The 17,845-nt window shown below is 56.7% G+C and carries 16 protein-coding genes; 8 read left to right on the top strand and 8 right to left on the bottom strand.

All coding sequences use genetic code 11. The annotated features are described in order from the left end of the window. Window positions 1–537 precede the first annotated feature (537 nt). Window positions 538–1,542: a YpdA family putative bacillithiol disulfide reductase gene (locus L6439_RS19895; protein ID WP_213469561.1), complete on the bottom strand. Its 1,005-nt coding sequence runs from the start codon at window positions 1,540–1,542 to the stop codon at window positions 538–540. Between the two features lie 199 nt (window positions 1,543–1,741). Between L6439_RS19895 and L6439_RS19890 the strand changes: the two genes are divergently transcribed. Continuing rightward, on the top strand, window positions 1,742–2,437 hold the full coding sequence (locus tag L6439_RS19890) for an HAD family hydrolase (RefSeq protein ID WP_168180500.1): 696 nt from the start codon (window positions 1,742–1,744) through the stop codon (window positions 2,435–2,437). A 59-nt stretch (window positions 2,438–2,496) separates the two neighbouring features. Here L6439_RS19890 and L6439_RS19885 read toward each other — a convergent pair whose 3' ends face one another. Genes L6439_RS19885 through L6439_RS19865 form a run of 5 tightly spaced genes read right to left on the bottom strand, consistent with a single transcriptional unit; the run spans window position 2,497 to window position 8,719 of the window. Beyond that, window positions 2,497–3,687, bottom strand: coding sequence for a YheC/YheD family endospore coat-associated protein (locus L6439_RS19885; protein WP_237096552.1), 1,191 nt, complete (start codon window positions 3,685–3,687; stop codon window positions 2,497–2,499). 21 nt (window positions 3,688–3,708) lie between these two features. Further along, window positions 3,709–4,818, bottom strand: a complete 1,110-nt coding sequence (locus L6439_RS19880) for a YheC/YheD family endospore coat-associated protein (protein WP_213469560.1) — start codon at window positions 4,816–4,818, stop codon at window positions 3,709–3,711. Then, window positions 4,815–6,191, bottom strand: coding sequence for a YheC/YheD family endospore coat-associated protein (locus L6439_RS19875; RefSeq protein ID WP_213469559.1), 1,377 nt, complete (start codon window positions 6,189–6,191; stop codon window positions 4,815–4,817). The genes L6439_RS19880 and L6439_RS19875 overlap by 4 nt, the downstream gene beginning before the upstream one ends. Next, window positions 6,188–7,342 carry a YheC/YheD family endospore coat-associated protein gene (locus L6439_RS19870; protein ID WP_213469558.1) on the bottom strand — a complete coding sequence of 385 codons (1,155 nt, stop codon included), beginning with the start codon at window positions 7,340–7,342 and terminating at the stop codon, window positions 6,188–6,190. The genes L6439_RS19875 and L6439_RS19870 overlap by 4 nt, the downstream gene beginning before the upstream one ends. Before the next feature lie 15 nt (window positions 7,343–7,357). Then, window positions 7,358–8,719 (bottom strand): YheC/YheD family endospore coat-associated protein, encoded by a 1,362-nt coding sequence (locus tag L6439_RS19865; RefSeq protein ID WP_168180488.1) that lies wholly within the window; start codon window positions 8,717–8,719, stop codon window positions 7,358–7,360. Between the two features lie 155 nt (window positions 8,720–8,874). Here L6439_RS19865 and L6439_RS19860 point away from each other — a divergent pair, with 155 nt between their 5' ends. The 3 genes from L6439_RS19860 to L6439_RS19850 all read left to right on the top strand — a co-directional run bounded on the left by L6439_RS19860 (window position 8,875) and on the right by L6439_RS19850 (window position 10,936). After that, window positions 8,875–10,050, top strand: a complete 1,176-nt coding sequence (locus L6439_RS19860; RefSeq protein ID WP_168180489.1) for a DUF445 domain-containing protein — start codon at window positions 8,875–8,877, stop codon at window positions 10,048–10,050. Between the two features lie 69 nt (window positions 10,051–10,119). Beyond that, window positions 10,120–10,455, top strand: a complete 336-nt coding sequence (locus tag L6439_RS19855) for a YlbF/YmcA family competence regulator (protein WP_213469557.1) — start codon at window positions 10,120–10,122, stop codon at window positions 10,453–10,455. Window positions 10,456–10,585: 130 nt separating this feature from the next. Further along, window positions 10,586–10,936 (top strand): prominin family protein, encoded by a 351-nt coding sequence (locus L6439_RS19850; RefSeq protein WP_237096551.1) that lies wholly within the window; start codon window positions 10,586–10,588, stop codon window positions 10,934–10,936. A gap of 78 nt (window positions 10,937–11,014) precedes the next feature. On the opposite strand, the gene deoD is transcribed toward L6439_RS19850, so the two are convergent. Both deoD and L6439_RS19840 read right to left on the bottom strand, forming a co-directional pair. Next, window positions 11,015–11,725, bottom strand: coding sequence for a purine-nucleoside phosphorylase (deoD, locus tag L6439_RS19845; protein WP_168180491.1), 711 nt, complete (start codon window positions 11,723–11,725; stop codon window positions 11,015–11,017). A 280-nt stretch (window positions 11,726–12,005) separates the two neighbouring features. Beyond that, window positions 12,006–12,737, bottom strand: a complete 732-nt coding sequence (locus L6439_RS19840) for a Crp/Fnr family transcriptional regulator (protein ID WP_213469556.1) — start codon at window positions 12,735–12,737, stop codon at window positions 12,006–12,008. 157 nt (window positions 12,738–12,894) lie between these two features. On the opposite strand from L6439_RS19840, the gene L6439_RS19835 reads away from it, so the two are divergent. The 4 genes from L6439_RS19835 to L6439_RS19820 all read left to right on the top strand — a co-directional run bounded on the left by L6439_RS19835 (window position 12,895) and on the right by L6439_RS19820 (window position 17,844). Then, window positions 12,895–14,076, top strand: a complete 1,182-nt coding sequence (locus L6439_RS19835) for a phosphopentomutase (RefSeq protein WP_213469555.1) — start codon at window positions 12,895–12,897, stop codon at window positions 14,074–14,076. Window positions 14,077–14,139: 63 nt separating this feature from the next. Further along, window positions 14,140–15,174: a BMP family lipoprotein gene (locus L6439_RS19830; RefSeq protein ID WP_168180494.1), complete on the top strand. Its 1,035-nt coding sequence runs from the start codon at window positions 14,140–14,142 to the stop codon at window positions 15,172–15,174. 65 nt (window positions 15,175–15,239) lie between these two features. Beyond that, on the top strand, window positions 15,240–16,781 hold the full coding sequence (locus tag L6439_RS19825) for an ABC transporter ATP-binding protein (protein ID WP_172878802.1): 1,542 nt from the start codon (window positions 15,240–15,242) through the stop codon (window positions 16,779–16,781). Beyond that, window positions 16,768–17,844 carry an ABC transporter permease gene (locus tag L6439_RS19820; RefSeq protein ID WP_172878804.1) on the top strand — a complete coding sequence of 359 codons (1,077 nt, stop codon included), beginning with the start codon at window positions 16,768–16,770 and terminating at the stop codon, window positions 17,842–17,844. The genes L6439_RS19825 and L6439_RS19820 overlap by 14 nt, the downstream gene beginning before the upstream one ends. Window position 17,845: the final 1 nt, after the last annotated feature.

Here is a 17,845-nt window from a genome sequence, read left to right as displayed (position 1 = left end):
TGGGAACAAGGTGTGACGGGTACGAGTGTCTTTGATTTCGAAAAAGTACAGATGGATTGTAATAATGATAGGCATCAGCCTGAGACAATGGGAGAATCGCGCAAAGAGCCGGGAAGAGGACTACTCTGACTGGAGGGGATATTGAAGCAAAGAGCCGCAGAATAGGAGGTCCTGAAGCATTGGGAGAATGGCGCAAAAAGCCGGACCACACGGCCACACTGACTGGAGGGGATATTGGGATAAAGCGGGGCAAGTTAGGCTTCCCCTGACGATGAAAGTTCCTGGCCGCATGGCACAGCAACATGTCTCTTCACGATTCACGGACGTGGCCTGCAAGGCGGCCTAGCCCATGGAGATCACACGTGTGCTTTCACGGACGATGCCTGGACCAACGACGACCGCATGATTCCCAAAAGGTCCTGGTGCAGTGAGATGGACGAGTATTCATGAAAGGGCGATGGGCCGGCTCCGTCCAAGAGGACGGAGGCGGGTCCGTTGGCGGACCGAGGCACTCCGTCCGATACGGGGCCGAACGGCTCAGTGGCTCGCGCGGGGTTCCGCGGCGCCGGGGTTGGGGCCGATATAATCGGCAATCAGCCGGCCATGGTAGCGGCCGGTCTCGATGAAGACTTCGTTGGCATTGCGGCCCGATGCGATAACGCCCGCGACGAACAGGCCAGGGACGTTCGTCTCCATCGTCTCCGGATCGTAGACGGGCTTGTCCTGATCGTCCTGCATGCGGACGCCGCTCGATTCCAGCAGCTTGCGATCCGGGCGGAAGCCGGTCAGGGCAAGCACGAAGTCAGTGCTCAGCTCCTCTGTCGAGCCGTCGCCCCGCTCAATGCGTACCCGATCTTGGGCAATATGGACGACGCGAGAATCGTAGCGAATATGGATTCGTTCCTTGGCGAGCTTGCTCTCGAGAATCGGGCGGACCCATGGCTTGATATTGCCGGAGATCTCCGTTCCGCGATAGACGATGGTTACCTGGGCGCCCACCCGCTCGCATTCAAGCGCGGCATCGACGGCGGAATTGCTGCCGCCGATGATGACGGCCTTCATGCCGGCGTATGGATGCGCCTCCTGGAAATAATGGGTGACATGCGGAAGATCCTCGCCCGGGATGCCCAGGAGGTTCGGATAATCGAAGTAGCCGGTCGCAATGACGACATGCCGGCTGCGGTAGGCGAGCGCTTCCCCGCTGCGGGTCTCCGTATGCAGCGTGAAGATGCCGTCTTCCCCCTTGGCGATATCCTTGACCTCTTCATAGGAGCGAATGCGGAGCCCGTACTGCTCCGATACTCTGCGGTAATAGACAAGCGCTTCGTGACGGTATGGCTTCTCATTCGGTGTCGCGAACGGGATGCCGCCGATTTCCAGCAGCTCCGGCGTGCTGAAGAATTGGAGATGGGTCGGATAACGGTAGATGGAGTGAACGATGCACTGTTTCTCGATGATGAGCGGATCCCACCCGCTGCGCTGCAATTCAATCGCGGCCGATAGCCCGCAAGGTCCGGCGCCTATAATAATCACTTGTTCCAAATCGGTTCGCCTCCGTGTAACATGCTGTACTATGATGTTATCCGAAATGAAGCCGTACCACAAGTGAACGGGCAGCAGCCGTTACATAATTTTAAAGAGAAGAATAAGGGAAAACGCTCCAGTTCTGCCGCCGTGTATGGTATAGTGGGTTCACTGACCGTTTATTTTATGACGACAAATGGAGGGACTTGCTGTGAGTATGGACATAGTGCGGGCAGACCGGCTGCCGCGGCCGGAAGCGATGATCTTCGATATGGACGGAACGTTGTTCCGCACGGAATCGCTGTTGATAACGGCATACCATCGCGTATTCGATACATTGCGGAGCGAGAAGCTTCACGAGGGACCGACGCCGCCGGAAGATTTGATGCTCGGATCGCTTGGCATGCTGCTGGCGGATATCTGGAAGCGGGTTATGCCGGAAGGAAGCCCGGAGGCGCACCGCCGCGCGGACGAGCTCCTGCTGCAATATGAGCTGTCCGGATTGAACGAAGGCATCGCGGAGCTGTATCCGCAGGTGAAGGAGACCTTGGCCGAGCTGCGGCGCGAAGGTGTGAAGCTGTTCGTCGCAAGCAACGGGCTGGAGGAATATATACAGGCGATCGTGAAGACCTTCGGCCTGGACGAGCTGTTCGCCGGCTTGTACAGCGCGGGCGGAAGAGGCACCGCGACCAAGGTGGAACTGGTGCGGCTCCTGAAGGCGGAGCACGGCATCGACTCGGCCTGGATGGTCGGGGACCGCTCCTCTGACGTGGAAGCGGGAAAGGAGAACGGGCTGTCCGTCATCGGCTGCCAATATGCCGGCTTTGGACAGGAGCAGGAGCTCCAGGGTTCAGATGTCATCATCCGCCAATTCGAGGAGTTGTTGGACTTATACCGCTCTACAGCTTCTTAACCGCCACAGGCGCAGCTCTCCGAGTCTGCGCCTGTCGTATGTGATGGACGCTCCCGAATTCAAGCGTCCTTCTTATCAGCCGGATTGCTCTCTGCCGGCTTGTTCTCTTCCTGAGGCTGTGTGGCTTTGCCGGAATCCGGCAGCTTGATGCCCGCCTTTTTGCGATACAGCCAGGATGCATATTCGAGCGGGCGGATGATTGACTTGCGGTACGTCTCCTTGTCGCCGATGCGGTGGAACACTTCGCGCGCCGGCTTCGGATTGACCTCCAGCAGCCAAATGCGCCCTTTCTGGTCGATGGCGAGATCGAGCGCCAGCTCGCACAGGGCATCATATCGCTTCTCGAGGAAGGCGGCCACCTCAAGGCTGAGGGCTTCGGCTTCCCTGCGGATGTGCAGGATGCGCGTCTTGTCGCCTATCCATTGCGACAGCAGCTCCTCCATTCGCACAGCCTGGCCTCCCCCGTGAAGATTCGAGGTGATGCTGTTGACCGGTCCGACGCGTCCGGCGCAGCCGGTAACCGACCAGACGCCGGAGCCGTTTTTCTGAACGAGCATCCGGTAATCATGTACGCGGCCGCTCGGCAGCTTGAGCGCGATGCCTTGCTGGATGAGATAGCGGTCGTTCGCTTTCCAGGAGCTTAGCCGTGAAGCCAGTTGGGAGTAGGTCATTTTTTGCGGCCGGATGACCTGCCGCTGATGATCTCTTCCCTCGACATAGACCACGCCGTCCGAGGAGCGAATGCGCTGGATGCGAAGAATGCCGCGCCCTCCCGTGCCGTTAACCGGCTTCAGGTAGAGCAGCGGCCGCTCCTTCAGCATGCGCTGCACATCCTGTATCCCCGAATACAGTCTTGTGTCGGGAAGATATTTCTTAAGGGATGGGACTGTGGAGAGCACCTGGTAGATCGTCCATTTATTGCGGAGCGGACGGTTCAGATACAGCAGCTTCGGGTATTTGCTGCGGAACCGCTTCAACTGCTCGAATCGGTAGCTCTTCTGAATGCGGCACCGATCGAAGATCATGGTCGGGAAGCGGGTCCATTTGCGTATCCAGCGCTTGCTCTCCGGGTGGTACCACATCCCGTTGATTCGCTTGTGCTGTTCATCGACATCCTGCGGGGTGAACACGAAGACCGTCAACCCCAGCTTTTTCCCTGCCACGATCATCTTCTGATAAATATGCCGTTCTTCCAAGTGCTTTTGCTCATTTAAATAAAGCGTCAAAATGCCAAGAACGGGTTTATCCAAGCGTCTTCACCTTCTTTGACGTTATCCGCTGGTTCGGGATAAATAAGCCGAATACTGGAAAATACGTTCCAGCGAGCGTCTCCGAATATGGGGCTCATCGAATTTCATCGGCTTCGCATTGGCTTCGAAGAACCAGATGCTGCCGTTCGTATCCACGCCCAAATCCATCGACATCTCGCCAAGCGTATGCCCGGAGCCGCGTTCGATCTGCCGGGCGATGATGATAGCCGCGTTTTTGGTGCGGGCCATCGTTCTCCGCGCTTGTTCGACGCCGAAATTCGCGCTCAGCAGCTTCTCGGGATCATCGATGCTTCCGCCGCGGGGAACATGGGTCGTTATGCTGGAAGAGCCGGCGACGCGCGCGCCGACACCGGTAATATCCCACTGGCCTTTGCTGTTCTTCTGCACCAGAACCCGCAAATCAAACGGCCGCCGGTTCACCGTAGCCAGCGTAATCCCTTGCTGGACGATATAATTATGGGTACCGGCCTGCTTGCGTATCCGGCCCCACAGCTTCGAGATCGTGGCGCACTTGAACAGGGCGCTTCGTCTTCTGTCCTGGGTCTTGAGGCGGAACTTCATCGCCTTCGTATGGTTGACGCGCAGCGTCATAATGCCCATGCCCGCTTTTCCCGTCTCCGGCTTCAGGAACAGATAGGGATGTTTGTTCAGCATTTTGGCCAGAGCGACAGCGGTGCGCAGCCGCCGCGTGGCGGGAATGAAGGGCCGGGTGGCCCTCGATTTTTTCAACCATTCGAACAATTGCCATTTGTTGAAAAAGTAAGGATTGTACAGGCGAATCCCCGGATGCTCCAAAATCTCCTCGATCTTGCGGCGGACGGCAGGCTGATTCTCATCCTCCCGGAGCGGTATGCGGTTGTAGACGATGCGTGGAGGCGGGAACCATTCTTGTTCCCAGGTCTGTTTATCTTCGTTGTAAGTGTAGCCCGCGATTCGCTTGGCGCCGAGCTTCAGATCCTTCACGGTCACGATATATACGGTAAAGCCGAGATCCTTGCCCGTGCGCAAAATATCCAGGAAGTTGTCGCGATTGCCCCGGAATTTCTCCTTGGCATCCTCGATCGTCAGAATGGCGACGATCGGCAGATGATCTTGCCCTATGCCACTCACATCGGATCCCTCCTGCGGAATTTGCTAAGGAACAGACAGTGATCCAGGATATGTTCAATCGAGGACTGTCCTTCTATGCGCAAGGATGGATGCTTGAAAATCGAGCGTCCAGGCTTGGCATTGGCCTCGAACATCCATACATGCTCATCTTTGTCAATGCCGAGGTCGAAGCCGAGCTCGCCGAGCAGATGAGGATAGTTCCGTTCAATGGCCTTGGCCAGATCGACCGCTACCATTTTCATTTTGACAAGCACTTCGTCGGCTCTGTCACCGAACATCCGCTGGAGAGCATGCTCCGGCGTCATCAGTTGTCCGCCATTTTTCACGTGGGTGGTCACGCTGCCTTTGCCTGCTTTTTTGGCGCCGATTCCGACAACCGTCCAGTCATTCTCCCCGTTTTTGTGCATATGGAAGCGGAAGTCGATCGGACAGCCGTCGATCTCGATGAGCCGGACGCCCTGCTGCACGACATAATTGCGCAGCGAACGGCCGTGCCTTCCTTGCAGCATGCGGATGAGGCTGGAGAAATTCTTGAAGCGGAGCAGCGTGTTTTTGCCGTTTACGGTGTAGCGTACGAAATAGCCTTTTTTCGGCAGGAAGGTGAGCCGGTAGATGCCGATGCCGAGACTTCCCGAAGTCGGCTTGTAGTAGACGAAGTGATGGCGTTCCAGCATGTCGCGAATCGTATCCGGCGTCGGGTTCATCACCGATTCCGGCACGTGGAGATTCGCTTCCAGATCGTTTTCCAGCAACTCGTAAATATCGGATTTTTTGAAGAAGCTCCAATTGAAAAAAGGGATATTCCGGCGAACGAACCGTTCCCGCAGCTGCTGGATCGAGGACGTGGTCTCTGCCCTCCGGCTCGGCAGCCGGTTATATACGACATCCGGGAGCGGTACGGTTCGCCGGATCCAACTTCCGGATTCCGATAGGAAGTAGGCGTAGACGGTCTCGTTCTGCCAATTGATATCGCGCGGAGTGAAGGCAAAGACGAAGGCTTTCTTATTGCCGGTTCGCAAAATCTGCTTAATGAACGAGGTTCGGCTGCCAAATGGATGCGACTGCGTGCGCAGCGCGGAATCCGATAAGACGCCGATGAGCGGCCCCAATTGCAGATCGCCTTCCTGATCGTTGCGCAAATAGACCATGCCGGATTTGGGCACACGGACAAAGGAACGAAGGCCGGCCGGTATAATGACATGGTTGCCTGGACGCTTCACCGGCTTCACCGTAGCGGGGATTGACGCCTTGCCCAATCGAAGCCGGACAGATTTTTTGCCGGTTAGCTTCAATTGCCTCATTAAGGTGCTGGAGAGATACACTGTTTTTTCGGATTTAGGTGTTAAGTGGACGTTGCATACCGTCAAACTCATGGACTTACCCTCCTAAGATGTCGACCCAATACATAGCGCGCATACAAGATGGGATTTTCCACGGATTTCACAGCGGCTTCCCGCTCGCCTGTCTGACGGAAAACCGTCCTGCCCGGCTTCGAATTGACCTCCAGCAGCCACATGCGGGCTTCCCGATCAATGCCGTAATCCAGACCGACCTCCATCAGACGCCCGTGTCGCGCTTCAAGTAGAGGGGGAATGCGCTCGCTATAGGCTTGCAGCTGCTCCATGAGCTGCTCGGCACGCTCCGGGTCGTATTCGCGCTTCAAAAATGGAAGGACAGACACGGCCCGCCCGCCTCCATGGAGATTGGAAGTAATGCTGTCAGGGGTGCCGATGCGTGCGGCCATGCCGGTCATCGCCCAGCGGCCCCGGTCATTTTTTTGCATCAGCACACGAATGTCGAATGGCTCGCCCGCCTGCGTCAGCAGGGACAAGCAGGGCTGCATCACAAAGGTTCGTCTGCCGATAAAGCTGGCAATCCAGTCGAATCCATCCTCGGCATCTTCAAATTGCTTCGTTAGCGGGCGGTTGCGCTGATCGCGTCCTGCGATTTGCAGCACGGGGGCGTCGCTTCCGGCTTCGCGCTGTGCCTTCCGGTGATGCTGAACCCGGAGCGCAGACTTCCCTTGGGACCCGGCATGGGGCTTCAGGAACAGGCTTCCGCCGTAACGGGACAGCGCCGCAGCGAGGCTGCGCTTGCTTTGGTACAGGTGAGTGGGAGGAAGAATCGCGCTCAGGCCGGACTCGGCGGATAAGGAGCGGTAGATGTCCCACTTGCCCCGCAAGCCTACCCCCAACGGAGCGGTGCGTCTGCTCCGGAGCAGCTTGGCGAGGGCGGCTGACGTTCTGGCCCCGGCGCTTCCGCCTGAGAATACGCACCGGTTGTACACCAGGGGAGGCAATGCGGCAGTGCAGGGCTCCCAGCGGTGGTCGCCATAGACATAGCCGTTCACAGTGCCGGAAGCAAGATCGGCCCATTCGGGCGAGAACACGATGACCCGGACGCCGTGTTTGCGTCCGGCTTGACACAGCCTCCGGCAATATTGAGGCTCGGTGAAGGGAGGCGTTCCGGTCGATTCATTCTGCAGAACGCCGATGACGGGCTGCTCGGTTCGCTTCTTCATCATTTCGCTGTCACCTCCTCAAAATCCGGATAAATACCGGGCATATTCCACTGTTTTGCGGACGGAGGGACGGACTCGGTTGACGTTCAGTGGAGTATTGTCATTTTTGGAAGGCTTGGAGTTGACTTCAAGCAGCCACACTTTCCCTGACGTGTCGATAGCCAGGTCAATTCCCAATTCACCGAAGTGAGCGGGAATATGCGTATCGATCCCCTTCGCGATATCAAGCGCCGCCCGCTGCAGCTTGCCCACGATATCGTTCTTCGCCCCGGAGGGCAGATTCGATCGGCCGACGGCTTCCTTGACGGTGCTGAGCGTTCCGCCCCGCGCCACATTCGACACGAAATGCTGTGTGCTCGCGGTTCGGGCGACGATAGACGTGATGCTCCAGCGGCCGTGTATGTTTTTCTGAACGAGGGCCCGGAAATCGATTGGACGCTTGGCATAATCGATCAGATTCAAGCCTTGTTGAATCTGGTAGCGGTTCGTCTTCAGCTTCCCGGACAGGGTAGAAAACAGCTTGGTTAAGCTGCTGAAGTTCTGGCGCTTGGTGCCGCTAATATTGGAATAAAGGGCTTGAAACCCGTTATCCGAGGTACGGTTGATGCAGATGATGCCTTTGCCGAGGCTTCCCCGGGCCGGCTTCAGGAAGAGGGTCTGATAGCGTCCGCTCATCGTCTTGAGGGTAGAGTAGCTGCGCAGCAGATGCGATTCCGGCAAGTAGCGGGTCAACTCCGAACTGGCCTTTAACGCGTCGAACACCTCGGTCTTATCCAGAAACTTTTCATTGAACACATGGGACTGGTAACGCGATTTTACTTCTTTCATGAAATGCTGTACGCTAGGTTTGTTCTCCAGAGATCGCGACGTCAAGCGATTGTTCACGACATCCGGGATCGGCATGCTGGTAAGCTGCCAGCATCCTTTGGTATACACCCATGCCTGTATCCGTTGAGAGTCCTTCACATGTTCCGGCGTGAAGAAGCAGGCAACGGCTCCTTGGGAATGGCAGGCATCGACCATCTCCCGGCAGAAGGCGGTAATCGTGCCGAACGGCCGATCCGGAACGGCGGGATAATCCCGGCTGATCAGGACGCCGATGAGCGGCCCGATTTTCAACGTCTGTTGGGCATACGTCAACCGCAGAGGAACGCCGTTCGACAGTCCCATATTGCGGGCAAGCGCGTGACTGATCCGGAGCCCGTCAGATTTGGGAACGGAGGATACGGTCACGCTCTGTCTGAAGGAACCGAAGCGGATCGTAATCGGATGGTTTACGGGAATTTTCCATTGTTTGACATAGCTGTCGCCCAACATGATCATGTCTTCCCGCAAGATGCCGGCGCTCACAACGTGGAGCCTCACTTTTGATTTCAACATGTTGGTTCTCCTTCCAACGACGACTTGCATGATGAATCACGGTATGCACCGGGCTGGGGTCGATATATATACAGGTGAACCGCATACGTAATTTCATCATATGAGGACATATTTCCCTTGGTGATTGACCTACATCAGGAAAGGAGGCATTCGGCGTGCCCAATTGGTTATTTATTCTATTTAGCGTCATTGTGGCCGCGTTCGTCGGCGGCATTACGAATCACTTTGCGATCAAGATGCTGTTCCATCCGCGGCAGCCGATTCATCTGTTCGGGCGGAGAGTGCCCTTCACGCCCGGTCTCATTCCGAAGCGGAAGGCGGATATTGCGGTATCGCTGGGGGAAGTTGTATCGGAATATTTGGTGACCAGCGACGGGCTGCGGGCGATGCTCCGCCAGCCGGAGGTACGGGAGCGGGCGGCGGCCGGCTTGACGGGCTTCGCCGACCGGCTGCTGGCGGATGAGCGAACGCTGCGCGAATGGATCTCGATCGGCTTCCCCGGCCGAAGCTGGCCTGAGCTGTGCGAGGCATGGGGGGAGCGGCTCGACAAGCTGACCGAGTCGGGAATCCGGCGCGGCTTGGCGGGCAGCGGCTGGGAAGAGCGCCCGCTGTCCGAGTTCCTGCCGGAAGGGCAGGAGGAGACCCTGAACCAGCTGGCAGGCAAGGCGGCTTCCGCCATCCTGCTGTCGATTGAACGGGAGCTGCTGTCGTCCAGCGGGCAGCGTATGCTGCTTCGGATGGCGAAGGAGTTCGTCGACCGGTCGAAAGGCTTCATGGGGGTGATGGCGGCTATCTTCGTCGATGAAGACAAGCTGGTGACGCGGATTACGCCCCTGCTGGCGGAGCAGCTCCGCTCCGACAAGGTCCATGAGACCGTGACCCGAATGCTGGAGCGGAAGCTGGAGGAATGGCTGAGCCAGCCGCCGGCCGATCTGCTGCGCGCCTGGTCGGGCGATGGTTCCGAGCCTGCCGTCCTGATTGCCGGCCTCGCGAAGTCATGGCTGCAGTGGAGCCGCCGCCTGGAGCGCTGGGGGGACGCGAGGCCGAGCCGCTGGCTGGAGGAGAGCCGGGAGACGTGGCAGCCTTATGTGCCGCGGCTCGTCGATTGCGCGATTGGGCTGCTGGATCGCAATCTGGACAAAGTGATGCGCGCCGCCCGCTTGGAGGATGTGGTTCGTTCGCAGGTGGAGCAATTCCCGATCGAGCGGCTGGAGACGATTATTTTGAGCGTATCGGGCAAGGAGTTCCGCGCCATCACATGGCTCGGGGCGCTGCTTGGGGGGATTATCGGCTTGATCCAGTCGCTGATTCTGCTTGCGGTCGGCTCGTAGCGCCCGCGACAGCGGCCGCTCCCGTATGGTATGCTGACTAACGAGGAAGAACGGAAAGGATGAGAAATGATGAGTGTATACGATCAAGCCCATGAACTGGCGCGCGCCTTGCAGCAGTCGGAAGAGGCGAAGGACGTCGAGACGGCGATGCAGGCGATTGAGGCCGACGCGGACAGCAAGCGGATGCTGGATGATTTCCGCCTGCGCCAGATGGAGATGCAGCAGAAGATGATGACCGGCGAGATGCCGGAACAGTCGGAGCTTGACAAAATGGAGAAGCTGTATGAAGTGATCAGCATGAATACCGAGATCGCGAAGCTGTTCGAAGCGGAACGGCGGCTCGCGGTCGTGATTCAGGATGTGAACAAGATCGTGTCCGATGCGCTCGGCCATCTGTACGGCTAATCCGGCCCGCGTCCCGCGCGAGCCCGGCACGGCAGGCAGTTGCGCAAGTGCTGCGGCTTGAACGATCTGGCATGTTATCTATTGATGCGGCATACGCTCTACTATAGCCAAGCTATAGGAGAACAGAACGATGGCGCCCCTGGCTGACATCGTTGACGATGAAGGAGCGATTGCCATGATGAACCGAATGTCTTATTTCCGTTCTTCGAAGCGTAAGATATGGAAGCATGTCCTGTCGATAGGAGCTGCCCTTGTCATGCTCGTGATCGTCCTGCCGAAGCTGTCTTTCAAGGCGGGGTGGACGCCGTCCTTCTGGTTCGGCATCGTCTGGTGCGCGTTCGCCCTGCTTATCATTGCCGCCCATCTGCACCGCCTTCTGGGCGTGGATGAAGAGACCGAGCAGGAGCTGAAGCGCATCAAGCAGGAGAAGATGCGGCGTTGGGAGGAACGGCTGAGCAGCAAAATCGTGCGGATGAAGTGAATGAGCATGAAGAAAAGGGGCAGCCCGGTCTTGGCATGGACCGCAGGCTGCCCCTTCTTTCCTGTCTGTACGTTTGTCTTATTTACCGCGAATCGCCGTCTCCAGCGCGACTTCGATCATGTCGTTGAACGTGGTCTGCCGCTCTTGGGCCGTCGTCTGCTCTCCGGTCAGAATGTGATCGCTGACGGTGAACATCGCCAAGGCGTCAATGCCGTACTTGGCCGCCAAAATATAAAGCGCGGCCGTCTCCATTTCGACAGCGAGAACTCCGTATTTGCCCATCTTCGTCTGCATCTCTACATTGTCGGCATAGAAATGATCCGAGGAGAAGATGTTCCCTACCCGGAGATGAAGCCCTTTTTCCTGGCCGATCTCATAGGCGGTGCGAAGCAGATCGAATGTCGCGATCGGGGCGAACTCGGCATCCGGGAAGTAATGCTTGTTGATGGAAGAGTCGGTGCATACCGCTTGCGCCAGCAGCACGTCGCGCAGCTTCACGTCTTCTTGAATCGCGCCGCATGTCCCGATGCGGATGATGGTTTTGCAGCCATAATCTTTAATCAGTTCCGTCGCATATATGGAGAAGGAAGGAATCCCCATGCCGGAGCCTTGAATCGATACTTTATGTCCTTTATAGGTTCCCGTGTAGCCGAGCATGCCGCGCACCTGATTGTAGCAAGCGGCGTTCTCCAGGAACGTCTCCGCGATGTATTTCGCGCGAAGCGGATCGCCAGGCATTAAGACGACGGGCGCAATGTCTCCAACTTGTGCTTCCAAATGAATACTCATGCTGAATCCCTCCATTGTCCTTCACAAATGAATTTGGAACCGTTATAGTTAATATGAAAACGGTTACTTGTCTTTATACGATACCATGAACGCGGATGCAAAAACCGTAATGGCGTGCCCTTATATTCTGTGAACAATTTCACCAAATTATTGACGGGTCGGTAACTGAATGCGCCTTCTTCGCCATTTATAATCAAGATATGACAAACGGCTCCGACCTTATCGTCGGCAGCCGCCATTCGTTCCATACTCGCATGGCGCATAGTTGGACCATGGATTTTTACGGTTGGGAGATATCTTGCGAACGCCATTTGCGGTAAGCGGGCGAATCGTCCATATCATCGCACATCGACTGAAGCTTCTCCAGATCGGTGATGTAAATGTACTTCTGATTCATCATCAGCACGCCTTCATCCTGCAGTTCGCGCATGACCTTCGAGATCGATTCGCGGGTCACGCCAATCATGTTGGCCAAGAGGTGATGCGTTACTTTACAGTCGATCTTGTAAGCGGATTCAGCTGGCTTGCCCAGATTGTAATACAGGTCCAGGAGCAAGTTCGCCAGCTTCAGCCGCACGTCAAGATACGAGAGGTAGCGGACTTTGTTGTTCATATTGCTCAAGTGATCGAGCAGCCGGTTATAGGCCCGCTTCAGCACCGACGGGTGTCTTTCCATGATCGAGATGAAATCGGAACGGTTCATAATCCAGAAATGGGAGGTTTCCATCGTTTCTACGGTCGCGACGCGCCGAGGGTAGGTGGCAATCGTCTCCATCTCGCCGATGATATCTCCGGGGAACTGGAAGTTCAAAATAATTTCCTTGTCGTGATAAAGGCGATATACTTTTACGAGTCCCTCCCGCAGAATATATATATCGGAACTATCATCATCCTCATGGATGAGTATCTGGTTCTTTTTGTAGGTTCGGGTTTTGACCAAGGGAAGGATCTGGTCGAAATCCTCCTGAGATAAATCCTGTAATAAAAAAACGTGCTGCAAACTGCTGAGCATGGATTCTCCTTTCTCGGCAGGAATATGGATATATTGCCTGTCCAAAAACCATAATTACATTTATACATCTATATATTACATGACATTCGCCGGAGAACCAAGTGCCGGCGGCAGTGTCCGATTAGACAACTTGGAGAACAGAAGAGGAGTGGTAAACATGTTTGAACGAGTATGTGTGGTCGTCATGGATAGCGTAGGAATCGGGGAGCTTCCGGATGCGGAACGCTTCGGCGATGCCGGCTCTCATACGCTCGGCCATATCGCGGAGCGCGTACCGACGATTCAGCTGCCTAATCTGCAGGCGCTCGGTCTTGGGAATATCGCGGATCTGCCGCATATTCCTCCGGCCGCATCTCCGCTGGCCTTTTACGGCAAAATGGCGGAGACTTCCGTCGGCAAAGATACGATGACGGGCCATTGGGAGCTGATGGGCCTGCATGTCGACATTCCGTTCGAGGTCTACCCTGAAGGATTTCCGGAGCCCCTCATTAAGGCTTTCGAAGAGAAGACGGGACGCAAGGTGCTCTGCAACCGGCCGGCTTCCGGCACGGATGTGCTGAATGAGTACGGCGAAGAGCAGATGCGCACCGGCGCCTGGATCGTATACACGTCCGCGGACAGCGTCTTCCAGATTGCGGCGCATGAGGATATCATTCCGCTGGATGAGCTGTATGCGGCCTGCAAAATTGCGCGGGAGATGACGCTGACCGCGCCGTATGCTGTCGGACGGGTGATCGCGCGGCCGTACGTCGGCGAGCCGGGCAACTTCAAGCGGACCGCCAATCGTCATGATTACGCGCTTGCTCCGCCGGCGAAGACGGTGCTGAATTCCATCTCCGAGAGCGGGTATGATGTGGTATCGGTGGGGAAAATCAACGATATCTTCTCGGGAAGCGGAATCAATCATTCCTATCCTACCAAGAGCAATTCGCACGGGATTGAGACGACGATCGAGCGGTTAGGGGACGCCGGCAAAGGGCTCATCTTTACCAATCTGGTTGATTTTGATTCCCTGTACGGCCACCGCCGCGATCCGGAGGGCTATGCCCGCTGCCTGGAAGAGTTCGATCGGGCCCTGCCGAAGATGATGGAACGGGTCGGCGAGAAAGACCTGCTCATCATTACGGCCGATCACGGGAATGACCCGATTCATGCCGGGACGGATCATACGCGCGAGTATGTGCCGATTCTCATCTACAATCCGGCGTTTGCGGGCAAGACCGCTTCCATCGGAGTGCGCTCGACCTTTGCCGACTTGGCCGCCACGCTGGCCGAAAACTTCGGCGTCACGGGAACAGGTCACGGGACCAGCTTTTTATCGCTGTTGACGGCCCGCTGACGTGCTCGCTTCAGATAGATGCAAGACGAAGAAGGATTCATTAATCTCAAGGGGGAACTCGTCATGAAAAAATCGATGTTGTTGGTCTTATCAGCGATGCTATTGTTCACCTTCGCTCTGGCCGGCTGCGGCAACAAATCCGGGGGCACGAACGCCGGCGGCGGCGAAGGCGCTGAAGGCGGCGGGAAGAAGCTCAAGGTCGGGATGGTTACCGATATGGGCAGCGTGAACGACAAATCGTTCAACCAGAGCGCATGGGAAGGACTGCAGAAGCTGCGCGACGATCTTGGCTATGAAGTCAAATATTTGGAACCGAAAAACGACGGCGAAGTGGAGCCAAACCTGAATCAATTCGTCAAGGGCGGCTATGACCTGACTTGGGCGACTGCTGCCACGCTCGACAAGGCGGTAACGAAGATTGCGCAGGAAAATCCGGACTCGAAGCTGGGTATCGTCGATTCGGACATCATCGTGCCGAACGTCGCTTCCGTCTCCTTCAAAGAAAACGAAGGCGCGTTCCTGGTCGGCGTTATCGCCGGCTCGATGACGAAATCGAATAAAATCGGATTCGTCGGCGGCATGGAAATTCCGGTCATCAAGCGCTTCGAAGCCGGCTTCCGCGAAGGCGTCAAGGCCGTGAATCCGGATGCTTCCTTCAAAGCGATTTACACGGGACAGTTCACCCGCGTCGATATGGGAAAATCGGCCGCTTCCACGCTCTATGATGATGGCGTCGATATTATTTTCCACGCATCGGGCTTGACGGGGAACGGCGTGTTCAATGAAGCGAAAGAGCGCGTGAAGCGCGGCGACCGCGTGTGGGTTATCGGCGTCGACAAAGACCAGTCGCTTGAGTTCGGCGATGATGTCACGCTGACCTCGATGATTAAGAAGGTCGACGAAGCGGTCTACACGATTTCCAAGGCATTGGCGGACGGCAACTTCCCTGGCGGAAAGGTGACCTCGATGGGTCTGAAGGAAAAAGGCGTCGATATTGCGCCGACTTCCGACAAAAACGTGCCGAAGGACATATTGGATAAAGTCGAAGAATACCGTGCAAAGATTATGAACGGCGAGATTGAAGTGCCGACGACTTAATTTCACCATACCGTCTCCCCGCCCGCTTGACCGGCGGGGAGATGTGTTACGGAGGGGAACGCCATATGCACAAGGGAGATATCGTACTGGAGCTGAAAGGAATTACAAAGCGCTTTCCCGGCATAGTAGCAAACGATCAAATCAGCCTGCAGTTGAAAAAAGGCGAAATTCACGCGCTTCTCGGCGAAAACGGCGCCGGCAAATCGACATTGATGAATATCGTATTCGGATTATATCAGCCTGATGAAGGCAGTATTGAGCTGAACGGCCGGCCGATTGTGATGGACGGCCCGAACAAGGCGATTGAATGCGGCATCGGCATGGTGCATCAGCACTTCAAGCTTGTTCACCCCTTTACGGTTACGGAAAATATCGTGCTCGGCATGGAGCCGACGCGAGGCATAAAGATGGATTTGAAAGGCGCTGCAGCGAAAATACGGCAGTTGTCCGAGCAGTACGGGCTGAATGTGAAGCCGGAGGCGGTCATCGAGTCGATCTCCGTCGGCATGCAGCAGCGCGTCGAAATTATGAAAACGCTGTATCGCGGCGCCGAGATTATTATTTTCGACGAGCCGACCGCGGTGCTGACGCCGCAGGAGATCGAGGAGCTGCTGCACATCATGAAGCGGCTGGCTGCGGAAGGCAAGTCGATTCTGCTCATCACGCACAAGCTGAAGGAAATTATGGAGGTCGCTGACCGCTGCACGATCATCCGCCGGGGCAAAGTCATCGACACCGTCCTCGTGTCCGAGACCGATCCGGAGATGTTGGCCGAGAAGATGGTCGGCAAGCATGTCGAATTCAAGACGGACAAGGCAGCGGCAACGCCGCAGGATGTCATGCTTGAGGTCCAGAACCTGATCGTGAAGGATGAGCACGGGCAGCATGCCGTGGACGGCGTCAGCTTCCGCGTGCGCGCCGGAGAGATTGTCGGCATCGCCGGCGTTGACGGCAACGGTCAGAATGAACTCATCGAGGCGATCACCGGCATGCGCCGGACCGCGGGCGGACAGATTCGGCTGGCGGGACAGGATGTGACGGATGCGTCGCCGCGGGCCGCTTCGGACAAGGGTATTTCCTATATCCCTCAGGATCGTCACAAGCATGGACTGGTGCTTGACTTCGACGTCAGCGAGAACTCCGTGCTCAAATCCTACGACAGCCCGAAGTTCACACGCAAAGGCTTCATGGATCAGCAGGCGGTTAAGCAGGTGGCGGAGCGGTATGTCGAGCAGTTCGATATCCGGACGCCAAGCATCCATACGCAGGTGCGGGCGATGTCCGGCGGGAACCAGCAGAAGATCATTATCGCGCGCGAGATCGACAAAGATCCGAAGCTGCTCGTCGCCGCCCAGCCGACGCGGGGGCTGGACGTCGGCGCGATCGAATTCGTGCATAAGCAATTAATCGCCCAGCGCGACGCAGGCAAGGCCGTACTGCTCGTATCGTTCGAGCTGGAAGAGATCTTGAATGTGGCCGACCGCATTCTCGTCATGTTCGACGGGCGCATTGTCGGGGAGACGACGCCGGAGACAACGACAGACCAGGAGCTGGGTCTCATGATGGCCGGCAAGCATCAAGGGGGGGAACGTCATGAACAAGCTTAAATCGATGCTAGCCAAAGAATCGGTTATCATCTCTCTCGTGGCCATCATCCTCGGTATTATGATTGGCGCTCTCGTTATGCTTGCCGGAGGCTACGATCCGCTGCTGGCTTATCAGTCTCTGGTGGAGAAAATCTTCGGCTCCGCCTATGACATGGGAGAGACGCTGCGAGCGATCGTGCCGCTTATTTTCGCCGGGTTGGCCGTTGCGCTTGCGTTCCGCGCGGGCATGTTCAACATTGGGGTGGACGGCCAGATCGTAATGGGATCGCTCGGAGCGCTTATCGTGGGCAATATGATATCGCTGCCGCCGATTCTGCACGGCATCGTGGCCATTATCGCGGGCACGATTCTGGGCGGTCTGTGGGGGGCGCTTGTCGGTCTGCTCAAGACGAAGCGGGGCATCAACGAGGTTATCTCCTGCATTATGCTGAACTGGACCGCGCTCTATATCAGCCATATGGTCATCAAGGCGTTCATGGCCGAGTCGGGGACATCCCGTTCACAGAACATTCAGGAATCGGCCAGCATCCAGATCGGATGGCTGAGCGATTTGATGAGCGGGGCCCGCGTCCATTGGGGATTCTTCATCGTCATCATCGCCATTATCGGGTATCACCTGTATATGAACCGGACGAAGTGGGGGTATGAGACCCGCGCCGTAGGGAATAACAGACATGCGGCGGAATATGCCGGCATGAACGTGTCCAAGGTCATTACCCGCACGTTCTTCCTCTCGGGGATGCTTGGCGGCATGATCGGTACGCTGGAAGTACTGGGCGTCTTCAAATATATGGCCATCTCCTCCGTCACGTCCGGCATCGGCTTCGACGGCATCGCCGTCGCGCTGCTTGGCATGAACGGCGCGCTGGGCGTCCTGCTGGCCGCCGCGCTGTTCGGGGCGCTCATGTACGGAGCGCAGGGCATGAGCTTCGGAGCGAACGTTCCCGGCGAGGTCATTAAGATGGTTATCAGCATCATCATCTTCTTCGCCGCGGCACCGGGCATTATCCGTTGGTTGTTGACACGGTTTTCACGTTCCAAAAAGGCGAAGCGGGAGGGATAAC

Source organism: Paenibacillus dendritiformis (genome assembly GCF_021654795.1).
Classification (GTDB): Bacteria; Bacillota; Bacilli; order Paenibacillales; family Paenibacillaceae; genus Paenibacillus_B.
The sequence above is the reverse complement of the archived record's forward strand: the minus strand, read 5'-3'. Positions and strand labels throughout refer to the sequence as shown.

Excerpts from the sequence above, each read along its gene's own strand:
- L6439_RS19855 (WP_213469557.1), top strand. The coding sequence starts at position 10,120 with ATGAGTGTATACGATCAAGCCCATGAACTGGCGCGCGCCTTGCAGCAG.
- L6439_RS19840 (WP_213469556.1), bottom strand. The coding sequence starts at position 12,737 with ATGCTCAGCAGTTTGCAGCACGTTTTTTTATTACAGGATTTATCTCAG.
- L6439_RS19870 (WP_213469558.1), bottom strand. The coding sequence starts at position 7,342 with ATGATGAAGAAGCGAACCGAGCAGCCCGTCATCGGCGTTCTGCAGAAT.
- L6439_RS19850 (WP_237096551.1), top strand. The coding sequence starts at position 10,586 with ATGGCGCCCCTGGCTGACATCGTTGACGATGAAGGAGCGATTGCCATG.
- L6439_RS19875 (WP_213469559.1), bottom strand. The coding sequence starts at position 6,191 with ATGAGTTTGACGGTATGCAACGTCCACTTAACACCTAAATCCGAAAAA.
- L6439_RS19825 (WP_172878802.1), top strand. The coding sequence starts at position 15,240 with ATGCACAAGGGAGATATCGTACTGGAGCTGAAAGGAATTACAAAGCGC.
- L6439_RS19830 (WP_168180494.1), top strand. The coding sequence starts at position 14,140 with ATGAAAAAATCGATGTTGTTGGTCTTATCAGCGATGCTATTGTTCACC.
- deoD (WP_168180491.1), bottom strand. The coding sequence starts at position 11,725 with ATGAGTATTCATTTGGAAGCACAAGTTGGAGACATTGCGCCCGTCGTC.
- L6439_RS19865 (WP_168180488.1), bottom strand. The coding sequence starts at position 8,719 with ATGTTGAAATCAAAAGTGAGGCTCCACGTTGTGAGCGCCGGCATCTTG.
- L6439_RS19890 (WP_168180500.1), top strand. The coding sequence starts at position 1,742 with ATGGACATAGTGCGGGCAGACCGGCTGCCGCGGCCGGAAGCGATGATC.
- L6439_RS19820 (WP_172878804.1), top strand. The coding sequence starts at position 16,768 with ATGAACAAGCTTAAATCGATGCTAGCCAAAGAATCGGTTATCATCTCT.
- L6439_RS19835 (WP_213469555.1), top strand. The coding sequence starts at position 12,895 with ATGTTTGAACGAGTATGTGTGGTCGTCATGGATAGCGTAGGAATCGGG.